The organism is Paenibacillus sp. BK033 (assembly GCF_004345425.1).
GTDB lineage: Bacteria > Bacillota > Bacilli > Paenibacillales > Paenibacillaceae > Pristimantibacillus.
Genome location: NZ_SLVP01000007.1, coordinates 37,590 through 62,953, shown reverse-complemented (window position 1 = coordinate 62,953; position 25,364 = coordinate 37,590). Strand labels below are relative to the sequence as shown.

The window sequence follows — 25,364 nt, the reverse complement described above, 5'->3', positions numbered from 1 at the left end:
AAATAATTTACGAATACCAGACAACAGAGGTAGTCATGGACACGAGATTACAGATATTACAGAGACAATTCGATCACTTGAGGATCGACGTCATTATGGCTGCTTATTCGGAGAGGGAAGCCGGCTGGTTAAACAACAACGATGAAATCGATTATTACCGAATGTTCTATTTGGTGGAAGGACATGCCGTACTCGAGACAAAGGGAATAATCTACGATCTCGTGCCGGGCAGAATATATATGCTTCGCCCAAAGCAGAAAGTCAGCTATACTATTGCTATTAAGCAAAAGATAAAGGCCTATTGGTGCCACTTCCGCGTGCGCAATGTGGAGGATCTGAAGTTTATGAAGCTGCCAAAGCTTCCGTTCTCATCATCGGTTGATATTCAGGACGCGCAGTATGTAGTTGACATTATGCAAAAAATGATAAAGGCCCAGGAGTTCCAGACAGTTTCGTCCAACCTTAGGCTGCATTCCGGCATTCTTGAGCTGCTGGCCTATCTGCTGGATCACAGCTCTTGGAAAGATTTGAATGATGCTTATTTTATAAGCAATGAGGTTGGAAAAGAAAAATGGGATGATGTTCTTGCCTATATCGAGCAAAACTTGCATCATAACATTCAAATCGAGGATTTGGCCAAGGTCGCTTATCTTCACCCCAATTATTTGATTACCTCCTTCAAATCGATAATGGGCTGCTCGCCGATTCAATATGTAACCGAGCGGCGCCTTGAGCTGGCCAAAAAGCTGCTGAAGGAGACGGATCTGCCGATTTCCGAAATTGCCGGCAAGGTAGGGATGCTGAATCATTATTTGCCGAGGCTGCTTAAGCGGCATACCGGAATAACGCCAAAGCAGTATCGCCGGTTTATGCGGCTGGAGCTTCCGAAGGCTCTGGGGACGGCCGAACACAAAGAGGTGAAAGACTAGACAAATGGAAGCGATTAATAAGGAAGAGGCAAAGGCTTACTTCAGCCGCGAGCTGCTTGCCTGGTACCGGAGAATCAAGCGGGACCTGCCATGGCGGATGAATCAGGATCCATACCGCGTATGGGTATCGGAAATCATGCTGCAGCAGACCCGGGTGGACACGGTTATTCCGTACTACGAGCGGTTTATGAATAAATTCCCTACGGTACGCGCGCTTGCCGAAGCGCCGGAGCCGGAAGTGCTGAAGTGCTGGGAAGGACTCGGTTATTATTCGCGCGCCCGTAATTTGCAGGCTGGAGCACGCGAAGTCGTCGAACGGTACGGCGGTGCAGTGCCGGATGACAAAGCGGCGGTGGCGGGCCTTAAAGGCGTTGGCCCTTATACCACCGGGGCGATTATGAGCATCGCCTTTAACCGTCCGGAGCCTGCCGTAGACGGCAACGTCATGCGGGTTCTGTCGAGGTACTTCTGCCTCGAGGACGATATTGCGAAGCCTGCGACGCGCGTCGGCATTGAAAAGCTTGCGGTATCCCTCATTCCGGAAGGGGCTGCCGGGGATTTCAACCAGGCATTGATGGAGCTTGGAGCGCTTGTCTGTACGCCAAAGTCGCCAAGCTGCCTGCCATGTCCGGTAATGGAGCATTGCGAAGCCCGTCTTGCCGGCCGCGAGACGGAGCTGCCGATGAAGACGAAGGCGAAGCCGCCTCGTCCGGAGAAGCGCGTTGCCGCGATTATCGCCGGTACGGGCGCGAATGAAGGCAAGATTCTGGTGCGCCAGCGTCCGGAGACCGGATTGCTTGCCAAGATGTGGGAGCTTCCTCATTTGCTCGTACCCAAGGAGCACGAGAAGATCATTGATGCCGCTGGGGAGACCGACGGCAGTACGGCGGCTGCGGGCGAGTGGCTGACCCGGTCGATGGAAGAAGAGACAGGTCTCCTGATCCGTCCGGAGCGCTGGTTTATGGATGCGGATCATGTATTCAGCCATATTCATTGGAAAATGAGAATTTATCTGGCCGACCTTGGGACGCATGCGGGAACTGCCGAAGCAATTGGCGCAAGCCTGGCTGCGGAGTCTGCGGCCGCTTACGAAGCTGGCGGCATGCAGAGAGAATACCGATGGATTGGTCCTGAAGATATGGACACATTGGCTTTTCCGAATTTATTCATTCGCATATTGCGGGAATATTGGACGTAAAGGGGACGGTTGAGATGAGCAAGATGCTGGATTTGCTGCTTGAGCACAAGATTGTCGCGATTTTGAGAGGCATTGAGGACCATCAAGCGGACGCTGCCGGACAAGCGATGATTGACGGCGGCATTCGTCTGATGGAAATTACGATGAACACACCTGGCGCGGCCGTAATGATCGAGCGCTGGCGCAGCCGCTTTGACGGACAAGCTTCGGTAGGGGCGGGTACCGTGCTTGACGTAGAGATGGCGAAGACTGCCGTGGCCGCAGGCGCGGAGTTCCTGATCTCGCCGAATCTCGATGAAGATGTCGTCGCCTACGGACGGGAAAGAGGAGTTTCGGTATGGCCGGGCGTCATGACCCCGACGGAAATCGTAAAAGCCTGGAAGGCCGGAGCCGAAGCGGTGAAGCTGTTCCCGATGGGGACGCTTGGCACCAAGTACTTATCGGAAATACGCGGACCGCTTGATTCCATCCCGATTATGGCGACCGGCGGCGTAGACCTTCATAATATCGCCGATTATTTTGCCGCGGGTGCCAACGCCGTCGGAATGGGTGGCAAGCTGCTTAATCTGGACTGGGTGCGCGAGGGCCGATTCGATCTGATAACGGGCCGCGCGCGCCAGTTTGTTGAAGCCGTAAGCAAGCTGTAATCTCCGCAGAGTATTAGTTTGCCCGAAGATGGCTGTCCAGCCATAGCTTGGCCTGCTCCAGCATCTTGAGCGTGATCTGATGGTTGACTCCGCTGTATTCAACCATACGTAAACGCTCGGGAGCGGCGCAGGCCTTTTTATCCATGAAATAACGCTGGCTGTGAATCGGTACCGTCGTATCCTCTTTTCCGTGCAGCAGCAATAATCCTCTTTCATCCTCGAAATTTAATAAAGTGATTGGATCATGCTCCGAGAGAGCGGCATGTTCTTCTTCGCTTAAGGCCGGCCTTCCGGCGTATTTCAAATACGCTTCATAAAATTCCGTCCACGCGCAGGAGCCGTTAATCACGACGGCTGCGGCAACCTCCGTATTTTTCGCGAAGGCTCCCGCTGCTACGAAGCCTCCCGCCGAATGACCGATAATGCCGATTTTGCCGCTCCTTATACCGCCAAGCTGTTCGGCCATCTCGACGGCCTCCTTGGAGCCTTGCAGAACAATTTCGAGGAAGGTCTGTTCGAGCACGGCGGGGTCCGCGTAATTCAAATGGCCTCGATATCCGTGATGGAGGAGCTCAGGAACGATAACCGTATAGCCCCAGCCCGAAACGATGGATGCGAAAAATAAGTAGCTTTCCTGCGTGGAGCCCCATCCGTGATATAAAATGACGGTTCCGCCTGATTGCCCGATTGGATCAACCTGCAGACAGGTGACGCCGGCAAGACTGACTACTTTATGATTAGTGCCGCTCATTCTTTTACTGCCCCCGTTCTTATGTAAGCTCACCTCATTAGACTACCATGCTCTCCCTGGAAAAACAAAGTGCCTGCGGCACGGGGCCGCAGGCTGCAAGAGAGAAATATAATAAAGGGGGGTCATGTCTATTAGTATAGATTGTGTAAATGAAAGGAATCTGAGTACAGTGTTACAAGAACATTACAATGCGGTGACTCTATGAGCATTTACTCAGACAGGGGCTGGAAAAAATAGAATTCTTTCATTCGGAAACATAGTTCTTTCATCTTCTATGCGGCAAAGGACGACTGGCTTGATTTCCTAAACCGGAGGTTGCTGCTGGCAATCCCGCCTAATATAACGATAACGCCAATCCACTGCGGCAAGCTTATGGGTTCCGCGAGCACGAAAGAAGATAGGATAACGACAATCGGCAGCTCGGATGCGGTCAGAATCGTTCCTAACCCCGAACCGACATGCGGCATGCCGATCGAAAACAGTAGGGGCGGAAGAACGACTCCGAATACGCCTAGCGCCAATCCGTAAGGGAGCAGACCCGTTACCACATCCCAATCGAATAAAAAGGTCGGCGGGAATACGATAAATATCGTGATCAGGCCACCCGTGGAAAGAAGCGCGCTTTTTAACAGGGGAGGCGTTGATCTCTCGACCGTGCTGCTCAGAAACACAAAGGTAGAGAAGGTCAGAGCGGCAAGCAATCCCCACAGGCATCCCGTCCACGATAGCGGCACGCTCCCCTGAAACAGAATATTGGCAGCCAGGACGGAACCGGTCAGCGTGAGCGCAATGGACATCAGTTTGTTTCTGGACGGCTTTTTCTTAAGCAGCAGCCACTCCAGTAACGTGCCAATCCAAACGAATTGAAATAATAGGACGATAGCGAGCGAGGCATTAAGCGTCTGCAGCGCTTGATAGTAAAAAACGCCCGTTAAGCCAAACGGTATTCCGGATAATAGGAGCTTCAAGGATTGCGTGCGGGTTGGCGCTTTCTTGTTAACGAGCAGAACAATGAGCCAGCTTAGCACAGCCCCGAAAAGATACTGCCCGCCGGTTACCGCGGAGACGGAAAATCCCGCCGCATACGCCAGTTTGACGAAGGTGGACAAGACCCCGTAACAGCAGCCTCCCAAACTTACGATTAATGCGTAGTGCCATAATTTCATGAAAATCCTCCTTTTTTGAACGCAAAAAACCACACAAACGACGCGTACCGGCAGTACGGTCTTTGTGTGGCGAAAATAGAGATTGCTCTCCAGAAAAGTCCACAGCTTCCCCAATGAGTTTTAGTATTGACGTTTCGGTTACAAGTATAAGAACAGATCCGGAGCATTGTCAATGTTTAATTATTCCGAAGACTCGCAGCACAAGGAGCAGAGGCCGACGCGGCTTTTTCCGGTTCATATGCGCATACTTCCAACCATGCTTGTCGATTTGTTTAAGCTCCCAGCTTCTGTGCCTCATCTGCTCTTCAAAGAAAAAAGGATGGTCTAACAACTCATTCACGTCCCTTTACGATTAAGTTGATCGAACGAATGTTTCCATTATAAAAAAAGAAGTATGACAGCATCCTGTCACACTTCTTCGTAACGGTTTAACATTTTTCCAATTTTGTCCTTAATCCGTTGCCTGAGCGCAGGCGGCTCGAGTACGAGGGCGTCTTCTCCAAAGCCAAGCAGCTTCTCGATCAGCCAGTCCGTGTCAATCGCCTGAACAATCGTTAGCGTAAGAGAGCCGTCTTCGTTAAACCGCTTCTCGTCCAAATAAAATTCATCCAGCACCCTTGCAAGCGACCCGGCCGCAAAATGAATGACGGCATGCTTGGTCTGCTCCTGCTCCTGATGGCCGCCGCCGGAGAGAATATCCTCGGTATGGATGTTATGCTCCCGCTCGAAGCATTCCGGCAAGGCCAATAGATCCGACATTCTGGTCAGCTTGAACACCCGATAGTCGTCCCTGGAGCGGCAGTAGCCATACAAATACCAGGAGTCGTATTTGAGCAGAAGACTAACTGGCTCGACGACGCGGTTCTGTCGTTCGTTCTTTGCGTTCATGTAATGGAACACGACGAGCTGGCGGCCGTTAATGGCGGAGTGGAGCGTGCGAAGATGAGTCGTATACGATCTCCAGTTGCCAAGATCCATCGTCAGGCTTGGGGCTCTGCCGTTATCGGCCTGAACGGTCTTCAGCCGCTGAATCGTTTCCTGCGCCCGCTCATCCTCGAATACGGTAGTCGTGCTTTTGAGAAGAGTAATTAGAGAGGCGATATCATCGGAGCTGAGCAGGCTTTTGTCCATCTTGTATTCCTTCATAATGCCGTATCCGCCGTTAACGCCTTGATAAGAAACAACGGGAATGCCTGCCGCGCAGATCGCCTCGATGTCCCTGTAGATGGTTCTCTGCGAAACGCCGTATTTGCAAGACAATTCCGATGCGGACACCACTTCGTGATTAAGCAGCATATAGATGATCGAGATCAATCTTTCCAGCTTCAAAAACAATCACCGCCTCCTAGTATTGCGCTGTTAAGATCGTAGTGCACGGGGATCGGTTTTGTCTATAAAAATAGCCTTGGCCGGATAAAGGCCAAGGCTATTAGGCTAAGCATTAGAACGGGAGCTCGATAGAAACCTCGCGTTTGGCGGCGGAGGAGCGGAGCACCCCGTCGATAATGGCTTGCTGAATGACGATCTGAGAGCCCGGAATAGGGGCAGGACGTCCTTCGCGCACGGCTTCGGAGAAATCCCGCACCTTCTCGTTGAAGAGGTTAAGGTCGGTATTCGTAACCGGAATCGGCGTCTCGGTCTGCTTGCCCATAAAATCATGGAAAAGCTTCATTTCGCCGACGCGGCCATCCCAAACGCCGGACCAGTTGCCCGTACCGTAAGGATTCACTTTAAGTCCGCCGTCCGTTCCAAGGAACATGGTGGAGCCAAGCGTATCCATGTGCATCGCCCAGGAGATCTTGAATTGCAGCACAAGGTCGTTCTCAAAGCGTACAAGCGCTACCCCGAAATCCTCGACTTCGAACTTATGGGCTTCCGGATGATAAAGCGGATTAGTGCCGAAATAATTGGAGGTATACGCCGAGACGGTAAGCGGCTTCGGATAACCAAGCGCGTTAAGCGCCATATCGAGCGAGTAGCAGCCGATATCCGCCATAGCGCCGGCCCCGGCGAGCTGCTTGCTGATAAACGTGCCGCCAGGCATGCCGCGTCTGCGGCCGCCGCCGGTCTCCACGTAATACACCTTGCCAAGCTTGCCGGATTGGACGATTTCGTTAACGACCTTCATGTTAGGATCATAACGGGGCTGGAAACCGATCGTCAGCATATTTCCCGTTTCGTTCGCGACCTGAACCATATCAATCGCTTCGTCCAAGGTAACGGACATCGGCTTCTCAAGCAGGACGTTTTTGCCTGCGCGCAGAGCGTCAACGGTTGTTACGTGATGGGAGGCATTTGGCGTGCAGATGCTGACCCCGTCCAGATCAAGCTCTAGGAGCTTGCGATGATCATCGAAGCCGATGGCTCCAGGCAATTGCTCGCGCGTAACGAATTGATCCGCTTTGCCGGGAATGACGTCGGCTACGGCGACAATTTCAACGTCGTGAAGCTGTTTGTAGGCTCTTACGTGAGCAGAAGCGATACCGCCGCTGCCGATAATTCCAATACGCTGCATTTTTGACATGAATGAAATCCCTGCCTTCTCATGAACTGTGGACATTGGAAACGCGATTCTACTGCAGATTGATTTTTCTGATTTTCTCCATGGCAATCTTCGGCTCCCGCTTAATCGTAAGCAAGCCGTTAACCTCCTGCTGCACGTCCGTAATCTGCGTATAGCAGAATCCGCTTACATAATCGAGATTCTTGATCGCTTGGGTAATTCCTTCATAACGGGCCAAAAATTCTTCTTCATTTTTTACTTGGTTGCCGTAGCCCCAGCCGGATTCGCTCGTAAAGGCGATGCCGCCGTATTCGCTGATGATCACCGGCTGGCCTTTGTAGCCGTAGCCGTTAGCGAACGGATAGCGGTGCTTGTCGTGCGCGAAGTCGTTGCTGAGCAGCGCATCCTTATCCTTGTATCTGGCTTCGAGGACGGAGCCCAGCTCCTCGTAGTCGTGAAGCGTAATGATATCCGAGATCGTATGCTCCCAGCCGTCGTTGACGACCACGGGTCTCATCTGATCATAGGATTTGGTCAAATGATAGATCGATTCGGTAAATTGCTGCTGCTTCCGGTCGGTGAAGATTTGTCCGATTCCCCACGATTCGTTAAACGGCACCCATGTCACGATGGAAGGGTGGTTGTAATGCTGGCGGACCACTTCCATCCATTCCTTCGTGAACCGGTCTACGGCGTCGTCTCCGAATTCGTAGGTGGCGGCAATCTCCGACCAGACGAGAAGGCCTTTGCGGTCCGCCCAGTACAGGTATCTCGGATCCTCGAGCTTCTGATGCTTGCGCACGCCGTTGAAGCCAAGCGCCAAGGTTTTATCGATATCCTCGATAATGGCTTCTTCGGAAGGCGGAGTCAGATGCGTATCTTCCCAGTAGCCTTGGTCGAGCAGGAGGCGCTGGTAGAGCGGCTGCTTGTTGAGCAGGATGCGGTCGCCTTTAATCTGAATGCGGCGCATGCCGAAGTAGGAGTATACCGTGTCTACCGGATGACCGTCTTTCTTCAGAATGACCTCCACATCGTACAAATTCGGATGATTCGGATGCCAGGAATGGATTTTCCATTCGTTGACGTCGTTCATGACGCTTAGCTCCACTTTCAGGAACTTGCGGTCAACGTTGGTTTCGGAGGAACGGATCAGGTTACCGTCGTAACGAATAACGGTCTGGAGCGTCAAGCCGTCGAAGGAACGAACGGTGCTGCCAAGCTCGTATTCGAACGTAACCGCTGCTTCCTCCAGCTTTGGCGTAATTTTAGCTCTGCCCACATGGTTGCCGTCGACGTATTCCAGCCAGACGGACTGCCAGATGCCGGTTGTCTGCACGTACCAGCAGCCGTAATTCTTCTCGATCCAGCGCTGCTTGCCTCGCGGCTGCATCGTGCTGTTGCCGTCTTCGACGCGGAGCGTAATCCGGTTATCTCCGCCAACCTGCACGGCATCCGTAATATCGAAGGAGAATGCCGCATATCCGCCTTCATGCGTGCCGATATAAACGCCGTTCACCCAAAGCTTAGCCAAATAGTCAACGGCTTGGAAATGGAGGATGACGCGTTTGTCTCCCGTTTCTGCCGGGATGGCCACATTCCGCTCATACCATACGCATGGATGGAACGTCTCCTCGCCGATGCCGCTTGCCTTCGTCTCGTATGTAAACGGGACTTGTATCGTACGGTCCGCATTCAGCTTGCTGTACCATTTGCTGCGTTCGCCTTCAAACGAATCGTCGAAGCGGAAGCCCCACTCGCCGTTTAACAATTGCCATTCGTCGCGTACCCACTGCGGACGCGGATAATCCTTCACATACTTGTGCGTGCTAGCCATAATCTTCTTTTCTCTCCTTTTAGTTAACCGTTAGGTTAATTTAATAATGAAGTTAAGATGATTCTAGTTCATATTATGTGGAAGGACAGTTCTTATGTCAATATTAAGGTTAATTTATTAATATTAAAGTTAACTAATAGAAGCGGTTAGCGGATAGATGCGGTTTTACAAAATATGCTAGTATAGAAAGGGCGCTATCTCAAAGCGGAAGGAGATCGAGTGATGATGAAACAACTGATTGTAGGGGATGCTGAACATGAACTGACGATTACACGACGTATTCTGGAGCGCTTGCCCGACGAGCATATGGCTTGGAAGCCGCATGAAAAATCGATGACGCTGGGCGGGCTTGCCACGCATTTGATCAACCTGTTGAACTGGCAGGCCGGTATTTTACTTTCCCCTGAACTCGATATGTCAACTGTATCTGGGCGGAGGGAGGCTTTGCAAAAGCGCGAGGACATACTGGCGGAATACGATGCAAACTCGGCTAAGATTATCAAGCTGTTGGACGAATGCGACGAGGAAAAGCTCGGGGAAGAATGGACGCTGCGAAACGGTGATTATATTATTCTGCGGCAGCCGCGGGCAATAGCGCTTCGTTCCTTTGGGTTAAGCCACATGGTTCATCACCGTGCTCAGCTTGGGGTATATTTGCGGCTCCTGGATATTCCGGTGCCCGGCCTCTACGGTCCTTCGGCGGATGAAGGAAGCAAATGAGCTTGACCAAACCTCTGCTTATTATCGTAAACGGATTCCCGGGAGCCGGAAAGACTACGCTCGCCAAACGGCTGTCCGAGGATTTGAAGCTTCCCCTATTATCCCGCGACGGGATCTACGAGACATTGTTTGACGCTCTGGATTGCGATACGCATGGCTCTCCGCCGCTCTTGGCGCCGGCCGCTTTTACTTTTCTTTACTCCTTCGCGGGTACGCTGCTGGCTGCCGGACAATCGCTTGTTGCCGAAGGCTTCTTCGGCCGTCCGGAGCTTAGAAGCGCCGAGTTTCTTAAGCTGAAGCGGGAGCATGACTTCGAGCCCTTCCAAATCATGTGCAGAGCCGATGGACAGGTGCTCCTCGAGCGCTATTATACGCGCATGGGATCAGCGGAACGGCATAAGGGACATAACGACGGGGAATGGATTGAGCAGCAGGGCAACAAAGAGCGACTGTTGAACGAAACGCTTGCGCCGTTGTCTATCGGCGGAACGGTCGTTGAGCTCGATACGGCGGCAGGATACGATTATAAAGGTTTGCGGGAGCAGGTTCGCTCCGGACTGAAATAGCAGGATTAAACGAGTTGATAGCAGGATCGTTACTGCCTCTCCTTCAGGCAATTCTCTATACTAGACTATATGTTTATTTAGGAGGAGAGCTTGTGAGGGAATCGTTGAATCCGAGGCTTGATGTTCAGATGTCGTGGTGGGGAATGTCGGGCCTTGCGGCAGCGGAAGGGCGAAGCATAGAGGAACAGGTGGAGATGATTGCGGAAGCGGGCTTTGACGGTATCAACGGATTTATTCCGGCTCCGCAGGACGAGGAGAAATGGAGACGTCTCCTTGAGCGATACGGCTTGTCCTTTAGCGTAAACGCGTACCCGAAGACGGCTCAGGATATGGACCAATTTCTTGCCCGGGCGAAGGAATACGGGGGCATTCAGCATATTAATGCGCAGGTCCTGACGCCTTTTCTCATTGAAGAGCCAGCCGTTCAGCTGCTCAGCGCGATCGATGCCTTATCCCGTCATGCCGGAATTCCGGTGTTTATCGAGACGCACCGCGGTACGATCACCCAGGATTTGCTGCGAACGGTGGATTATATCAAGGCGCTGCAGTCTCTTCGTTTGACCATTGACCTGTCGCATTACGTAGTGGCGGGAGAGCTCCATACGGTATCCGATGAAGCGGAGCAGCTGATCCAGACCGTTCTGACCCGCAGCGCGGCTTTCCATGCGAGGGTATCCAACGGAGAGCAGGTGCAGATTGACGTAGGCAACAACGGGGAGCATCCGATGCTGCGGCATTTCGAGCGCTGGTGGAGCTCCGGCATGAAGAATTGGCGCTCGAATGCGGGAACGGGAGAGGCGCTGCCTTTTGTCGTGGAGCTTGGCCCGCCTTCTTACGCAATAACAACGGACGAATACGCCGGACGAACCAATGAAATCAGCGACCGGTGGGAGCAATCGAAGTTTTTCATGAGAACGGCCAGAAGGCTTTGGTCGGAAATGGGAAAATAGAACAACAAGGGATCCTTGCTAACATGCGAGGATCCCTTGTTTGTTCTATTTGGCTGCCGGAAGCAAGGCTATCCGGTAATGCGGGACGACTTCGATCCGGTGAAAGACCGCAATCTCAACGCCTTCGAATCTCTCAATCTGCGCCTGGTTAATAAAGGTATGCACCGTTCCCCGGCGAAGCGGGGTAATGGTCAGATGCAGCGCGGATTGCTCCAGCTGATTGTAAAAATCCTTGAGGCCGATACTCCAGGTTTTGCCGAAATGAATATGGTCGGTCAATAGCTTGCCGTTCAGGAACGCTTGGGCGACATCGCCGTCATAATCGATTTCGAGCCATACGTCTTCCACATGGGAAGGCCAATCAGTGCCGGCGAATCGCAGAAGTGCCGTATGGTCGGAAGGGTTTGAGATTGCAATTTCCGGCGCATAAGCAGGAACCTCGATCGAATAGGTGCGGAACAAGCCCTCCGTCTCTTGCTGCGACGCCATTCCTTTATTTGCGATCAGCTCAGTCTGTGGCGCCGGGAACAGGGATACCCTGCATGCCGTGCTGCCCGGCGAAGTAAAGACGAGTTGATTGCGATGGGCAACAACCGGGCAGCTGCTGATTGCGACCGTGGATTGCCCCCACAGATCGAAACGGTACGTCTGCAGCGCGTCCTGGCGGGAGAGCGTCATAAAGCGGACGGACTTGCCGTCTGTCGTCCGGAACAAAATTCCGTTGTTCCTGCCAACAACCGGGCGGATCACGCAGCTGCCGCCGGCTTCGCTAACTTGACCGTCATGAACCTCAATACCGGACAAGGAGGCTTTGGCGACTACATACTCGGGTGCCAGGCCGTCATGGGCGTAGAAGAATACAATTCGTTCCCCATCGGACGCTTGTACCTCCGTCAGCAATTGAGCCGTTGCGCTGATCAAGGAAATGCCGGAAAGCTCAAGGTTGAACGGAAGCACGACTCCGGTGTTGCCCGGCAGCAGAGCTTCTCCTTCCCTAGGGAAAGACACCGGACCGCGGGCAGTTTCCAGCTCGATGCGGAACGAGCGCTGCGGCAGCTCGACCTGGTCCTGGAAGTTGTTGAGGAACACAAAGCCGGAGCCGTCCTTCTGTCTTACGCACCACCTTAGCGTTGCCGCATCGGTTGCCTCCAGGTCGGATTGGCCTTCCGGCAGTACCGTTGTCATAGGGGCCAGAACAGACCCAAACGATTCCAGGAACAGGGACAAGGAGCGAATGCGGTCATACGATTCTCCCACGCGGCCGAATTCTCCCAAGGGCGATTGATAATCGTACGTGATTTTGGGCAGAAATTGTTCATTCATGCAGCCTTTTTTGCCAACCGGGTTAGAGCCGCCGTGGTACATATAATAACCGACCAGGTTGCTGCCGCTTGCAAGCTTCACAAGCGTCATCGCTTCAATGCTGGCAGCCGGCACGGATGGCCGGGCATTATAGCTGACCTGCATGCCGCCGGCCATCTCGCAATAAGCGACCGGATATTCGTTGGTGTCGAAGTTAACGGGTTCGGCAGGTACAACCCGCAAGTCCCGGAACATAAACTCCCGGCTTGGCGGTTGATCGGGAATCCAGGAGGTATAAGCGTAGCCGGCCAGCATCGGGAGGAAGCCTTCCTCCGGAACGGCTGCACCGCCCCAAGCCGTCGCGGTAAAGAACATTGGCTTAATCCCCGCTGCCTCCGCGATTCGGCGGAGCTCTGCCAGATGCTCGTTGCCGCCGGTTCCCGCTGACAGGAATTTGCCTGCTTTATACCCCCATGCTTCGTTCGGAGCGCCGCAATGCATAAATTCATTCTCCAGCTGAACGGCGATAACCGGGCCGCCTTCCTGATAGAGGCTGCCTTTCATTTGTACCGCAATTTCCCGGTATAGCCTTTTGGCAAGCTTTAAGTATTCCGGGTCGTTTGAACGGATCTCGATCGGTTTGGCAAGCACCCAGTCCGGAATGCCGCCGTTGCGGACCTCGCCGTGGCAGAACGGGCCAATCCGGAGAATAAGCGGATACTCCAGCTTGGCGCATAGATCGATAAAGTGACGCAAATTACGGCTGCCGCTCCAATCGAATACGCTTTCTTCCTCCTCGTGAAAATTCCAGAAGACGTAAGTAGCCACAATATGCACGCCGCCGGCTTTCATTTTGAGCAGCTCTTCCTCCCACTGGAGATAGGAGAAACGGGAGAAATGATATTCGCCAACGACGGGGATAAAGGGCTCGCCGTTCCTCGTCATATAGTAATTAGTGAAGCCAAAGGATTCTCCTTTTGGATTGCTGCCGCCGTTTGCTCCCAATTTACCCGGACGTACCTCTACCTGGGCGCTTTCGGTCAGATTAAGTCTTGTTGCTTCGGCCATTGCTCGCATTGCCTCCTTATGTTATGTTGATTGCGATGAATTCTACTGTTCTAAAAAACGTATTATTCATGTATTTGTCTACTATTGTAGGGCAATCGCCAGATTGTGAGGTAGTGCTGATATGGCTAAAGAACAAACCGATTATGCTATTTATAACTGGCGTCCGTACGGAATTCTGATTGCGGGCTATTATAGCGAGTCTTCCGAATATGCCGTCCAACGTCCATCGGGCAGCAGAGACTGGCTGTTGATGTATACCGTCTCGGGCGAAGGCAGGGTTCAAAAGAACAACCAGAGCACCGTCGCGTGCAAGGCTGGTGATGTCGTTATACTTATGCCGGGCATCCCTCATCATTATGGAACAAAAGGGACGTCGTGGGAATTTATTTGGGTTCACTTTATTCCGTATCCGGAGTGGAGTACGTGGCTCCGGCTGCCCGGCTCGGACGAGCGGTTTTTCTTCCGGCATATCGCGGGGGACGAGTCGCATCACGGTATTCAAGAAGCGTTAATGCGGATGGTCCGGCATGAGGCCTCTGCGGGAAGCTCGGAGCTGCACCGCCGTCTGGCGGAAATTGCGCTGGAGGAGACGCTGATCTATATCCAACAGACTTGCCCGGCAGAGAATGCCGTTTCGATGGATCCTAGAATCGCTCAGATTCTGAGGGAGCTTCAGCTGTATCCCGCCCAAAAAGTCAGCTTGCCGGAGCTTGCGAGAAAAAGCTGCTTATCCACCTCGCGGCTGTCTCATCTGTTTAAGGAGCAGGTGGGGGATACGGTCCTCAATATCGTAAGTAAAATCCGGATGGAGAAGGCTGCCCAGCTGCTGACGGGCACGAACCGGCAGATAACGGAAATCGCCTCGGACGTGGGATTTGACTGCACGATTTATTTTACCCGCAAGTTCAAAGAGGCTTTTGGCGAGACCCCTTCGTTGTACAGGAAGAGGGAGCAGCCGGCAGCTCTTAGGGAATAGAAATAGAAATAGGAATAGAATTAGAAAAAGCGGCTGTGCGAATGGCACGGCCGCTTTGGTTTTATTTAGGCAACGGGGAAGCGACAATCACTTCTATTTGGTGGTCTTGCAGCAGCTTGTCGAAAGGAGCAGGCGGATCAGCGTCCGTAATAAGCAGGTCGATGGCATCGAATGCGCATACGCGGTGAAACAGGCTTTTTTCAAATTTGGCCGAGTCGGCCAGCATGATGACCTGATGTGCCCGTTTGATCATTTCTCGCTTGAGATAAGCCTCTTCTTCCGTAGTGGTGAATAAACCCTCGGCCGTAATGCCGCATGTGCCGAGAAAAAGCTTGTCTACCCGGATGTCGCCCAGCATCTCGAGCGTACGCGGCCCAAAGGCGTACCGGTGCCAGGTATTCAGCATGCCGCCAAGCAAATGGGTAGCGATCTGCGGCTTGTCGCAGAGCACGCCGGCAATATCGATCGAATTCGTGACAACCACATTGTCCGCGGTGGACATAAATTCGGCGACGTATTGCGTTGTGGTTCCGGTATCGAGCATTAAATATTCTCCGTCCCGGATAAGGGAGGCGGCTGCCATCGCGATGGAACGCTTGCTTCCCGCGTCGGTTAATCTGTCTTTGTAGCTGCTCACCGATTTGGTCATGGACGAGAGAATCGCTCCGCCGCGCACGCGGACAATCAGACCGTCCGCTTCCATCTTGACCAGATCGCGCCTTGCCGTGTCGTAGGATACTTCGTACAGGGTGCAAATATCCTCCATGCTGATATTCCGGTTCAGCTTCATATAATCAACGATTGATTTAATCCGTTCGTCTTGCGTCATCTTTTGCCCACCTTATTTATTCTTCTTTCATTATAAGCACCGGCACTTTTTAATGACAAGCTAAAATAAGGAGGATTTGCGTGTTTCGCTTGGATTCTATCTGGTTATATATTTATTATAATTACAAACATAAGTTAAATAATTAAAATGACATTGAAATACCGCATTTCATCTTTTATACTGGTGGAGTTGGGACAGAGAACGGAGGGGAGTGCAAGTCATGAGCAATGTTAAAGTCGGATTGGTTGGCTTCGGATTATCGGGGCAGGTTTTCCACGCACCGCTTATTCGGGCGGTTGGAGGAATGGAAATCGCGAAAGTCGTGTCCAGCAATCCCGAAAAGGTAGGACAATACTTGCCGGACTCGGAAGTTATCGCCTCGCTCGAGGAGCTGCTGGCCGATGAAAGCATCGATCTGGTCGTGATTACATCGCCTAATCAGACGCATTATCCTTTTGCGAAGCAAGCTTTGCTTGCGGGCAAGCATGTTGTGGTCGAGAAGCCGTTTGTTATTTCCTCGGAGGAAGCGGACGATCTGATCGAGACGGCTCGGCAGCGAAACAAGCTGCTCAGCGTCTATCAGAACCGGAGATGGGATAACGATTTTCTAACCGTCAAGGGCCTTATCGAGGCTGGAGAGCTGGGAGAAATCGCATCCTACGAGGCGCATTACGACCGTTACCGTCCGGAAGTAACCAATAGATGGAGAGAAACGGCAGGTCCCGGCTCCGGCATGCTGTATGACCTGGGCTCGCATTTGATCGACCAGGCGCTGCATTTGTTCGGGAAGCCTGATAGCGTATATGCCGATCTTTTGGCGCAAAGAGCAGGCTCCGAGGTGACCGATTACTTCCATCTGATTCTGAGCTACGGAACAAAGAGGGTTATTCTGCACAGCGGTTCCCTTGTGATGCGGCATGGTCCAAAGTATCAGGTGCACGGCAGCAAGGGCAGCTTTATCAAATACGGCCTGGATTCGCAGGAGGATATGCTGCGAAAAGGCGGCTTGCCGGGCCAGCCGGGCTGGGGCATGGACCGGGAAGAATCGTACGGCGAGCTCACGGCAGCGGTTGACGGCAAGGCCGAGACCGGCAAAGTGAAGACGCTGCAGGGAAGCTATGAATCCTTCTACGAGGGAATGGTTAAGGCGATTACGGCGAATAAGCCTGTACCCGTTGCGGCTGAAGATGCCAGAAACACGATTAGGATCATTGAGCTGGCCATCCAAAGCAGCGCGGAGAAGAGAGCTTTGCCTTTCGAATAAAAACAGAAGTGCCTGGCATGAGATTGGAGCATGTCAGGCAATTTTTTTTAAGAGGGAACATGGTGAAACCACTTTTTTACAGGATCGTATTGTAGTAAAGTGATTTTACCTATACTAGGAAGATGCGCAAATGATGGAGGGAACTTTGTAAAGTGGAATCGGACAGGAAGAAAGATCGTATCTGGAGCTTGTTGAAAAAAGGAAATACGTCTTCGGCAACGGCGGCGGTCGGAAATACGGCGGTGGCCATCGTAAAAGGCGTTGCCGCGGTGATGACGGGAAGCGGCGCGATGTTCGCGTCCACCATGCACTCCATTGCGGATGCGGTGAACCAGGGCTTCGTATTTGCGGGAAGCGTGCTTGCGGAGAAAAAGCCGACGCAAAGATTCCCGACCGGATTTGGCCGGGTTATTAACCTGTTTTGCATGATTGCCGTTATCGTGGTTACCGTTATGGCCTACGAAACCATCTTGGAAGGCTTTCATTTGCTGGCTCATCCGTCGGAATCCCATGGCTTCTGGATAAACTTTATGATCCTGCTTATTTCCATTGGCGTTGACGGCTTTGTTTTACATAAAGCGATGAAAGAGATTCTTCACGAATCGCGTTCCGAGGCGAAGGGGCTTGCGATTGTTGCGGCAGCGTTCAAAAACGTCGGACGGGCCGCTCCTCCGACGCGTCTCGTATTTTACGAAGATTTGGTTGCTACAACAGGCGCGTTTCTTGCGCTGATTGCCGTCGTTGTCACCTCGTTTACCAGCTTTGCCCTGCTGGATGGCGTGTCGACCATATTGATTGGTCTACTGATGGCAGCGGTGGCGTTCCGCGTGGGCTACGACAACATGGTTGGGTTGATTGGCGTCGCCGCGCCGCGCGAAGTCGAGGATAAGGTTGCGAAGCTGATCTTCTCCCACGGAGAGGTAACCGATATTTATTCGATGCGGATTTTGCAGGAAGGCCGCTATTACCACGTAGAAGGTCTGGTCGAGCTGAAGCCGGGAATGACGCTTGCGGAAGCCGACGATATCAAGTTCAAGGTGAGAGATACGCTATTGCTTGATCCGGCAATCGCCGACGTTACGATAGGCATTATCGAAGATAACGGAGTCCGCAACTGGCAGCCGCAAAAGGCCGGCCTATAAAGAATGAAGGCGCTGTCCTTGGGACAGCGCCTTTTTCTTTGAAACCACTCTGGAGACAGATCCTGGCGAGGTTCAAAATAAAGCACAATAGGTCAGTTCATAGCATGATAAGTGCTTATCAAGCCGCCTCTAGTGCCGGATAATTGGAGCTGGAATATGTGAAGCTTAGGAGGATTAAAGCATGTCAGCAGAACGGGAAAAGAATCAGCCCTACGAGGCTTATCTGTTTGTGCATTTTACCGGTGAGCATGAGAATGGGGAGCAGGTTTATTTTTCGGTAAGCCGGGACGGGCTTCATTGGAATGATCTGAACGGCGGACAGCCGGTATTGCAATCCGGTATCGGCGAGAAGGGGGTGCGGGATCCGTTTATGATCCGTTCTCCGCTCGATAACAAATTCTATATCATTGCGACGGATCTCCGCATTGCGAGCGGCAAAGGCTGGGATACGGCGCAGCATCGCGGCAGCCGGTCGATTATCGTGTGGGAATCTCCGGACATGGTGAATTGGTCGAAGGAGAGAAGCGTTGAGATCGGACTTCCGGAAGCGGGCTGCGTCTGGGCGCCGGAGACGATCTTTGACGAGGAAGCGGGAGAGCATCTGATTTTCTGGGCTTCGATGACCACAGAAGGAGACCGGGAGGCCAAGCAGATTATTTACAGCTCCCGGACGAAAGATTTTATGGCTTTCACGAAGCCGGAAAAATATATCGAACGCGGCAATCACGTGATCGATACGACGATTATCCGGGAAGGAAGCACGTATTACCGTTATTCGAAGGACGAGACAACCAAGTGCATAACGGTCGAGAGCAGCGATTCCTTATCCGCTTCCTCGTTCCGGGAGCTGCCTTCGCCTGTGCTGGACGGGCTGTTCGGAGTGGAGGGGCCGGAAGTATTCAAGTTCAACGACCGGAACGAATGGTGCCTGATGGTCGATCAATATGCCGCGGGCAAGGGATACCTGCCGCTCATTACGGAAGACTTGTCCAGCGGGCAGTTCCGTATTCTGAATCCGGAAGAGTATGATCTCGGGGCAACGAAGAAGAGACACGGATCGTTCCTGAATCTGACCGGAGCCGAATACGAGGCATTAGTGAAAGTCTGGGGCACGCCCGGACTATAAGGCGAAAAAAGCTTGGCATGGAGCCTTCCATGCCAAGCTTTTTTCAGTTTCCGCATAGATTCGTTTCACCATCATACATATTATTTGGGTCAACCGGGAAACAGTTATAGTTAAAGGCAAGGAGGCAGCCCAATGTATATGAAACATGCTTTGTCGTATGTTCTGTTGATCGTTATCGGATTTTCTATCATCATATTGGCAGACTTATTATCCGGAATGCCGCTATCCGAAGCTTTGAACATCATTCGGCATACCTTTAGCATTCTGACGCCAATCGAATACATACTCATTCCGGCAGCGGCTATATTGCCGTTTATTACGATCGGATGGAGGAGAAGAAGGGAATAATCGTCTTAACCTTCTTCTTCCTTCATCTGCTTCTTGAACGATGTTCCTCTCATGCCGGCCCTTCGAATATAAGCCTCTATTTGAACCTCGTATTCGCTTTGCGCGAAAATTTTCGGCCAATCCTTGCTGAGTTTCTTCCACTCCTCAGGATGGGTTCTCTCGATAGCCGAGCCGAAACCAACCACATCCGATTCCGCTTTCTGTGCAGCTTTAATGGCAGCCGATATTTCTTCTTTCGTTTGAGCCTTCCACTTGTCTTGAATTTGCAGCATCGCTTTCCGGCTGTCCAAATCGGAGGAGCAGCTGGTTTCCCCAAGAATGCCTTCTTCTTTGACGTGAATCAGAAATTTCGGCTTGCCGTTATTTATGCTGGGCTTTACCTTCGTTTTCGAGCGAACGACAATCACGACGTCATTGTCCTTGGTATCCCCGCAAGGGAGATTCATGGCGGTGCCCTTCATTTTATTGCGAGTCCACATCACGCCTCTGGCAGGCTGATTATCGAGCCAGCCTGTTAACTTCCCTTTTTTCATCAACGCTATGCCGTTGACCAGAATATAAGCGGGAGGGTTAGCGTCTTTCGAGTTTTTATCCGTAGTGGCCTCCGTTCTGTCTCCAATCATTTGGATGCCCCCGATAATCGGTTCACCCGGCCCGACAAGATCGTTGATGATCTCCTTGGCATTCGTGGCGGCGTTCTCCGCCCACACCTCGGAAGTAATGCGGGATCTTCGCGAAATCCCAATCGAGGGGGTCTTTTCGAGCGGCGTAATAATACTCATAACTTTTTGAGCCGTTATGCCCCTGGCGATAAGAACAATCGAGCTGAGGCGGACCTCATGGGATCTTTCGAAGAAGTCGAACATATCCTCGATTCCTTTCCTTGCAGCCGCTTCTCCGATTACGACAAGCTGGATATGGCCGAAAAAGAGCCGTCTCGGGACCTTCCGCGATGCTTTGCGAAGCGCCCCGAACAGGGATTTATCCTGACTGCTGTAGGTCACGATGGGAAGAGCCCCCATGCCGGCCTGAGATACTCCTTGCGTAGATAAAGCCCCGGCATTCACGATTTGAAAGGATACGGAGTATTGATCCGAGTTCGGCACCGCATCCACGCCCATTCCAAGCACGATGGACATCTCCGTTAGCTCTCTGCTGTTCCAGCATCCCGCGATCGGCAGGCATGCCGAGATGATCAGCAACAACATAATGATTCGTTTCACAAGCCCGGTCCTCCTCGACAGTTTTGCAAAAATTCGGTTTAGTTTGGCCTGCGGTTCGACGTGGGCTGGAAGGAGGGTCTCATCCTTTTAAACGACCTGCGGAAGAAAGTATCCTTCAACTCTTCTTTCCTCATCGGGGCAAGCGGCGACAAGTACGGCTCGCCGAAAGACCGTAGTCCGCACATATGGGCGGTTAGCAGGATAGTGAACATTACGATGCCGAAAAACCCGAGGAAAGCGGAAAAAAACATCACCGCAAACCGTAATAGCCGGATAGACAAGGCGGCATTAAAGGCAGGCGTCGTAAAGCTTGATATACCCGTAAGCGCAACAACGATAACCATCGCGGAGGATACGATTCCGGCCTGCACAGCTGCTTGACCTAATACTAACGCGCCTACGATCGAAACAGCTTGTCCGATCGCCCGTGGCATCCTGATGCCGGCTTCCCTTAGAATCTCGAACGAGACCTCCATAATGAGAGCTTCGACCAAGGCGGGGAACGGAACGCTTTCGCGCTGCGACGCGAGCGACAGCAGCAACGGTGTCGGGATCATCTCCTGGTGGAAGGTAATCGCCGCAATATAGATGGAGGGGCCAAACATGGAAATAAATAAAGAAACATACCGCAGGAAACGGATTGCGGAGGATACGTCCGCACGGTGATAGTAGTCCTCCGCCGATTGGAAAAACATAAAGAAGGTCGTTGGAGCCACAAGCACAAAAGGGGTTCCGTCTACGAATATGGCAACCCGCCCTTCGAGAATATGAGCCGCTATCGTATCCGGCCTTTCCGTATTAAACATGGTGGGAAAAGGCGTAATGCTCTCTTCCTCGATCAAATTTTCGATATAGCCGGACTCCAGAATGGAATCGTAGTTGATCTTCCGCAGGCGCTTCCTAACCTCGTCAATAACCTCCTGCTTCGCGGTGCCGTTCAAATACATCACCGCGACATCCGTCTTCGTAACGGAACCAATCTTCATGGATTCCAGCCAAAGATTCGGATTCCGGATCCGTCTGCGTACGAGCGCGACGTTGGTGCCGATGCATTCGTTAAACCCTTCCTTTGGCCCGCGAATGACGATTTGGGAAGAGGGCTCCGTAACCGCCCGTACTTCTCCCCCGCGCGTTTCATAGCTAAGAGCTTCGCTGAATCGGTCCACGATCAAAACGGTATCGCCGGATAAAACAGCCAAGATCAGATCGTCCATCGATAAGACAGACTGAACGTTATTAACGGACAGGTCCAGATGCTTCATCTGCTGGAGAAGAGATCCGCTGCGCCGGTTCAAATCCAAGGTGAGGGAGGCTACGGAATCGAAAAACAAATCATGAACAAGCTGTTTATCGATCAGCCCTTCCATGTAGACGGCTGCTGCCTTTATTTCCGGATTCTCCAGCCGAAATCTTTTGAATACCAGATCGGAGCTTGGACCTAAAGCCGATTTAATCCTTTTTAAATTCGATTCCAGATCCGTATTTACGGGATTAGTCATTATGGCCTGCCCCCCTGAGCTGTCGGAATGTTTTTTTGGCGAGATGCACGAGAAGAAGAAGCAAAGGCAGGGCAACCGTGACGATAAAAAGCATCAGCATGGACGAGGTTTGCCCTTCGCTCACGTGCTCTGGAAAGCTCCAGGCCGAGAAGATAGACATAAACAACACCACAATCCCGACGGGAGCAGCCAGCTTGGCGAGCGTATGAATCCGGAACAGATCGCCCCAGATGGCCATGACGGCATAGCTGTACAAGCTCATTTTGAAAAATACGCATATAATGAGCGTCAGCATGACAATCGCATCCAGCCTCTGCAAAAAATTCGCGATATTGACTACCGAAATCATGGTTAAGAGAGAAAAAGTAGAGCGGATATAAATGCTGTCTCCAAGAACGAGGAGCTGTACGGCCTGCGTCAGAGACAATACGAACCCGCTGAACAATATCGCGACCATTCCTGTTTTGCCGGCCTTTTTCTTATCCTTAAGGTGGGGCAGGACGGTTGAAAAGGCGAATAACTCGCCAAACGGGAATAATAAAATGGAGGGATACGCCGTTTTAAAGGCATTTTTCCAGCTCCCCCCGTTAATCGGAAAGATGTTGGAAAACTCAACTTCCCCTGAGAAAAAGACGGCCAGGAGACCGAAAATTCCAAGGATAATGATCACATACACGTAGACCTGGGCCAGGCGGCAAATGACTTCGATTCCTTTGCCAAGCACATAAATCATGACAAGGGCCATAGTTGCATTAATGATAAACAAAGGAGTCTCGTCGTACGCGGACGCAATTAACAGGTCGCCGGCTTCCCGAAGATTGCGGGAGGCATTATATATAAAATAGGCAAGAATAAAAAGGCTGATCGGCCAGGCAAGAACGGGACCAACGATCTTTCGGATATAAGCGCTGACGATAAGTTCGGGATATTGCTGATGGAGATACCGGTAGACCGAGTAGAGCAGAAGAGCGCCCGGAATCGCCAGAAGAACGGATAACCATGTCGCATGGTTGGAAGCAAGTCCGATATGGACAACGATTGCGGTTCCGAATTCGAATAAAATCATAAGGGCCATTAGCTGTCTGGAGCTTACGGTTTGTTGGTTTCCCTGCATGCGGAGTCCTCCCGGAATCTTTCCGCTAATTATTTCCATGCGGGTACCGGAATATGTAAACCGAGCAGACTTTGCCGGGATTGCAAACGTTGCGCTTATCCATTACAATACTGAATAAACGTTCAGTATCGAAATCGGGAGCTCAAGCGGGGTGAAGCAGCGTGAACAAGAAGCAGCAGCAAACCGAGCAGACAAAGAAGAAAATAGCGGATGCGGCGCGGAATTTGTTCGTGCAGAAGGGTTATAAAGCGACCTCTATCGAAGACATCGTCAAAGCGACGGGCTGCAGCGCGGGCAATATTTATTACCATTTCAAAAACAAGGAAGGGCTGTTCCTGCATCTAATCGAGGATTGGAACACGGAGTGGGAAGAGACCTGGCTGGCAAAGGAGCCGCAGTACAAGACCACTATCGATAAGCTGTACGGCATGGCCGAGCATCTGGCGCATGATCAGCTGAATCATCCGCTGACCAAAGCCGTTGACGAGTTCTTCAACAACGCGGAGAAAAATCCGGAGGTCGAAGAGCGCATTAACGAGATGGTTAAAGGTTATATTGACTTTAACCGGGATTTGCTGCAGCGGGGAATCGACAGCGGCGAATTCCAATCCTCGAATGTGACCGGCCTTGCGATTATTTTGGACAGTCTGATGTACGGCCTGAATCAGCACACGCGAACAATGGAACGGGAGGAAGCTTTGGCGGCTTACCGGCTGGCTATGGACGTGTTTTTGCACGGCATTGCCACGCCGGCCCGCTAGGCCTTTTTTTTCGCAATGATCTAGAATGAATATTCAGTATTCGAACAGCTTAGAAATCGGGGGAATCATAAGATGACTTTATTGCTTAAAAATCGGGGTGCTTTGCTTATCCTGATGTTTAATTTATTGCTAGTTTTCACGGGGATCGGGCTTGTTATCCCGATTATGCCGAAGTTTATGGAGACGCTTGGCATAACGGGAGGTATTGTTGGCCTGCTCGTGGCGGCGTTCTCGCTGACGCAGCTCCTATTCTCGCCGCTTGCCGGGCGGTTGTCCGACAAATTCGGCAGGAAAAGGATGATCGTGTTCGGCATGCTTGTGTTCGCCTTCTCCGAAGCTTTGTTTGGGGTCGCGGAATCCTCGGTCTTATTGTTCGTATCCAGGCTGCTTGGGGGGATTAGCGCCGCTATGATTATGCCGGCCGTTATGGCTTACGCGGCGGACATTACGACCAAGGAAGAGCGGGCCTCGGGCATGGGCTTTATTAATGCGGCCATTACGACCGGCTTTATCATTGGTCCCGGCATCGGCGGCTATATTGCCGAATTTGGCATCCGGGCGCCGTTTTACGCAGCCGGGGCAGCAGGCGTACTGGCAGCCGTGATCAATTTGATTATCCTTCCGGAGTCTAAGCCCGTACAGGAGGAGCTAGCGGAAACTTCGGTGCCCGGGAAGGAAAAGCGCGGATTCGTTACACAGCTTCGTTATTCGTATCGCGAGCCTTATTTCCTGGCATTGATTATCGTCTTTGTCATGTCGTTTGGACTGGCGAACTTCGAAACGGTATTCGGATTGTTCGTCGATCATAAATTCGGCTATGGGCCTAAGGATATCGCCTTTATTATTACGTTTGGGTCCATTGCGGGCGCAGTCGTTCAGGTTACGATCTTCAGCTGGATTCTGAGGACGTTCGGCGAGCGGCGGGTCATCTCGGTTTGTCTTCTGTTTGCCGGATTGTTTATCGTCCTGACGCTTTTTGTTCACCAGTTCTGGATGGTGTTTGCGGTAACGTTTATTATCTTCCTGGCGATTGATATCCTGCGCCCGGCGATCAGCACGCAAATGTCGATGGTTGCGAAGGATCAGCAAGGTTACGTGGCCGGTCTGAACTCGGCGTTTACGAGCCTTGGCAATATTGCCGGACCAATCATCGCCGGATTCCTGTTCGATGCCAATATTAATTACCCTTATACGCTAGCTTGCGTCGTTCTGCTTCTATGCTTCGCGTTGACGCTGAGCGATAGAAAACGCAGCCTGCAAGGCGCGAGAACTTAACAGGAAAGAGGGTCGATTGGCTGATGTCGGTTTTTTTAAAACCGGTGTCAGCTTTTTTAATTTAACCCCGTTATCAAAAAAAATAGGAACTTATCCCAAAAAAAGAGGCGCTTACCCCCAATTAAGTAAGCGTTTACACTTTAGGTGTCGACAAGTTCAGCCGAGAGGGGGAA

23 protein-coding genes are annotated in these 25,364 nt (G+C 51.9%); 13 read left to right on the top strand and 10 right to left on the bottom strand.

What is annotated here, in order from left to right; genetic code table 11:
* The first annotated feature begins 35 nt into the window (after positions 1-35).
* From EV294_RS21310 to EV294_RS21300, 3 genes are read left to right on the top strand one after another with little or no spacing between them, the layout of a single operon-like run.
* Positions 36-929 carry a helix-turn-helix domain-containing protein gene (locus tag EV294_RS21310; protein WP_132310481.1) on the top strand — a complete coding sequence of 298 codons (894 nt, stop codon included), beginning with the start codon at positions 36-38 and terminating at the stop codon, positions 927-929.
* A 4-nt stretch (positions 930-933) separates the two neighbouring features.
* On the top strand, positions 934-2,127 hold the full coding sequence (gene mutY / locus EV294_RS21305) for an A/G-specific adenine glycosylase (protein ID WP_132310479.1): 1,194 nt from the start codon (positions 934-936) through the stop codon (positions 2,125-2,127).
* Positions 2,128-2,141: 14 nt separating this feature from the next.
* Positions 2,142-2,774, top strand: a complete 633-nt coding sequence (locus EV294_RS21300) for a bifunctional 4-hydroxy-2-oxoglutarate aldolase/2-dehydro-3-deoxy-phosphogluconate aldolase (protein ID WP_132310477.1) — start codon at positions 2,142-2,144, stop codon at positions 2,772-2,774.
* A 13-nt stretch (positions 2,775-2,787) separates the two neighbouring features.
* On the opposite strand, the gene EV294_RS21295 is transcribed toward EV294_RS21300, so the two are convergent.
* The 5 genes from EV294_RS21295 to EV294_RS21275 all read right to left on the bottom strand — a co-directional run bounded on the left by EV294_RS21295 (position 2,788) and on the right by EV294_RS21275 (position 9,028).
* Entirely contained in the window at positions 2,788-3,525 is a 738-nt protein-coding gene (locus EV294_RS21295; protein ID WP_132310475.1) for an alpha/beta hydrolase family protein, read from the bottom strand.
* A 272-nt stretch (positions 3,526-3,797) separates the two neighbouring features.
* Positions 3,798-4,691 (bottom strand): EamA family transporter, encoded by an 894-nt coding sequence (locus tag EV294_RS21290; RefSeq protein WP_132310473.1) that lies wholly within the window; start codon positions 4,689-4,691, stop codon positions 3,798-3,800.
* A gap of 408 nt (positions 4,692-5,099) precedes the next feature.
* A complete protein-coding gene (locus EV294_RS21285; protein ID WP_132310472.1) occupies positions 5,100-6,020 on the bottom strand; it encodes a helix-turn-helix transcriptional regulator in 921 nt (306 codons plus the stop codon).
* A gap of 112 nt (positions 6,021-6,132) precedes the next feature.
* Positions 6,133-7,215, bottom strand: coding sequence for a Gfo/Idh/MocA family protein (locus EV294_RS21280; protein WP_132310470.1), 1,083 nt, complete (start codon positions 7,213-7,215; stop codon positions 6,133-6,135).
* Positions 7,216-7,264: 49 nt separating this feature from the next.
* Positions 7,265-9,028: a glycoside hydrolase family 2 protein gene (locus EV294_RS21275; RefSeq protein ID WP_132310468.1), complete on the bottom strand. Its 1,764-nt coding sequence runs from the start codon at positions 9,026-9,028 to the stop codon at positions 7,265-7,267.
* Positions 9,029-9,250: 222 nt separating this feature from the next.
* Between EV294_RS21275 and EV294_RS21270 the strand changes: the two genes are divergently transcribed.
* From EV294_RS21270 to EV294_RS21260, 3 genes are all read left to right on the top strand, one after another.
* Positions 9,251-9,748, top strand: a complete 498-nt coding sequence (locus EV294_RS21270) for a DinB family protein (RefSeq protein ID WP_132310466.1) — start codon at positions 9,251-9,253, stop codon at positions 9,746-9,748.
* A 2-nt stretch (positions 9,749-9,750) separates the two neighbouring features.
* Entirely contained in the window at positions 9,751-10,314 is a 564-nt protein-coding gene (locus EV294_RS21265) for a P-loop nucleotide/nucleoside kinase family protein (RefSeq protein WP_132310464.1), read from the top strand.
* A gap of 92 nt (positions 10,315-10,406) precedes the next feature.
* Entirely contained in the window at positions 10,407-11,264 is an 858-nt protein-coding gene (locus EV294_RS21260) for a sugar phosphate isomerase/epimerase family protein (protein ID WP_243711744.1), read from the top strand.
* 45 nt (positions 11,265-11,309) lie between these two features.
* On the opposite strand, the gene EV294_RS21255 is transcribed toward EV294_RS21260, so the two are convergent.
* Positions 11,310-13,634, bottom strand: a complete 2,325-nt coding sequence (locus EV294_RS21255; RefSeq protein WP_132310462.1) for a beta-galactosidase — start codon at positions 13,632-13,634, stop codon at positions 11,310-11,312.
* A 121-nt stretch (positions 13,635-13,755) separates the two neighbouring features.
* On the opposite strand from EV294_RS21255, the gene EV294_RS21250 reads away from it, so the two are divergent.
* Complete coding sequence (locus tag EV294_RS21250; protein ID WP_132310460.1) at positions 13,756-14,610, top strand: helix-turn-helix domain-containing protein; 855 nt, start codon at positions 13,756-13,758, stop codon at positions 14,608-14,610.
* A gap of 61 nt (positions 14,611-14,671) precedes the next feature.
* Here EV294_RS21250 and EV294_RS21245 read toward each other — a convergent pair whose 3' ends face one another.
* A complete protein-coding gene (locus EV294_RS21245; RefSeq protein ID WP_132310458.1) occupies positions 14,672-15,439 on the bottom strand; it encodes a DeoR/GlpR family DNA-binding transcription regulator in 768 nt (255 codons plus the stop codon).
* Positions 15,440-15,659: 220 nt separating this feature from the next.
* Here EV294_RS21245 and EV294_RS21240 point away from each other — a divergent pair, with 220 nt between their 5' ends.
* The 4 genes from EV294_RS21240 (at position 15,660) to EV294_RS21225 (ending at position 19,319) form a co-directional block, all read left to right on the top strand.
* Positions 15,660-16,703, top strand: a complete 1,044-nt coding sequence (locus EV294_RS21240) for an oxidoreductase (RefSeq protein ID WP_132310456.1) — start codon at positions 15,660-15,662, stop codon at positions 16,701-16,703.
* 152 nt (positions 16,704-16,855) lie between these two features.
* A complete protein-coding gene (locus tag EV294_RS21235; RefSeq protein WP_132310454.1) occupies positions 16,856-17,845 on the top strand; it encodes a cation diffusion facilitator family transporter in 990 nt (329 codons plus the stop codon).
* Positions 17,846-18,026: 181 nt separating this feature from the next.
* A complete protein-coding gene (locus tag EV294_RS21230) occupies positions 18,027-18,971 on the top strand; it encodes a glycoside hydrolase family 43 protein (RefSeq protein WP_132310452.1) in 945 nt (314 codons plus the stop codon).
* A gap of 132 nt (positions 18,972-19,103) precedes the next feature.
* A complete protein-coding gene (locus tag EV294_RS21225; protein ID WP_132310450.1) occupies positions 19,104-19,319 on the top strand; it encodes a YczF family membrane protein in 216 nt (71 codons plus the stop codon).
* 5 nt (positions 19,320-19,324) lie between these two features.
* Here the strand turns inward: EV294_RS21225 and EV294_RS21220 are convergent, their stop codons facing one another.
* The 3 genes from EV294_RS21220 to EV294_RS21210 are packed head-to-tail and all read right to left on the bottom strand — an operon-like array spanning position 19,325 to position 23,155.
* Complete coding sequence (locus tag EV294_RS21220) at positions 19,325-20,542, bottom strand: Ger(x)C family spore germination protein (RefSeq protein WP_132310448.1); 1,218 nt, start codon at positions 20,540-20,542, stop codon at positions 19,325-19,327.
* 38 nt (positions 20,543-20,580) lie between these two features.
* On the bottom strand, positions 20,581-22,041 hold the full coding sequence (locus tag EV294_RS21215; RefSeq protein ID WP_132310446.1) for a spore germination protein: 1,461 nt from the start codon (positions 22,039-22,041) through the stop codon (positions 20,581-20,583).
* On the bottom strand, positions 22,034-23,155 hold the full coding sequence (locus EV294_RS21210; RefSeq protein ID WP_132310444.1) for a GerAB/ArcD/ProY family transporter: 1,122 nt from the start codon (positions 23,153-23,155) through the stop codon (positions 22,034-22,036). Before EV294_RS21210 ends, EV294_RS21215 begins: the two co-directional genes overlap by 8 nt.
* A gap of 161 nt (positions 23,156-23,316) precedes the next feature.
* Between EV294_RS21210 and EV294_RS21205 the strand changes: the two genes are divergently transcribed.
* Positions 23,317-23,916, top strand: a complete 600-nt coding sequence (locus EV294_RS21205) for a TetR/AcrR family transcriptional regulator (RefSeq protein ID WP_132310442.1) — start codon at positions 23,317-23,319, stop codon at positions 23,914-23,916.
* Positions 23,917-23,988: 72 nt separating this feature from the next.
* A complete protein-coding gene (locus EV294_RS21200; protein WP_132310440.1) occupies positions 23,989-25,191 on the top strand; it encodes an MFS transporter in 1,203 nt (400 codons plus the stop codon).
* Positions 25,192-25,364 lie beyond the last annotated feature (173 nt).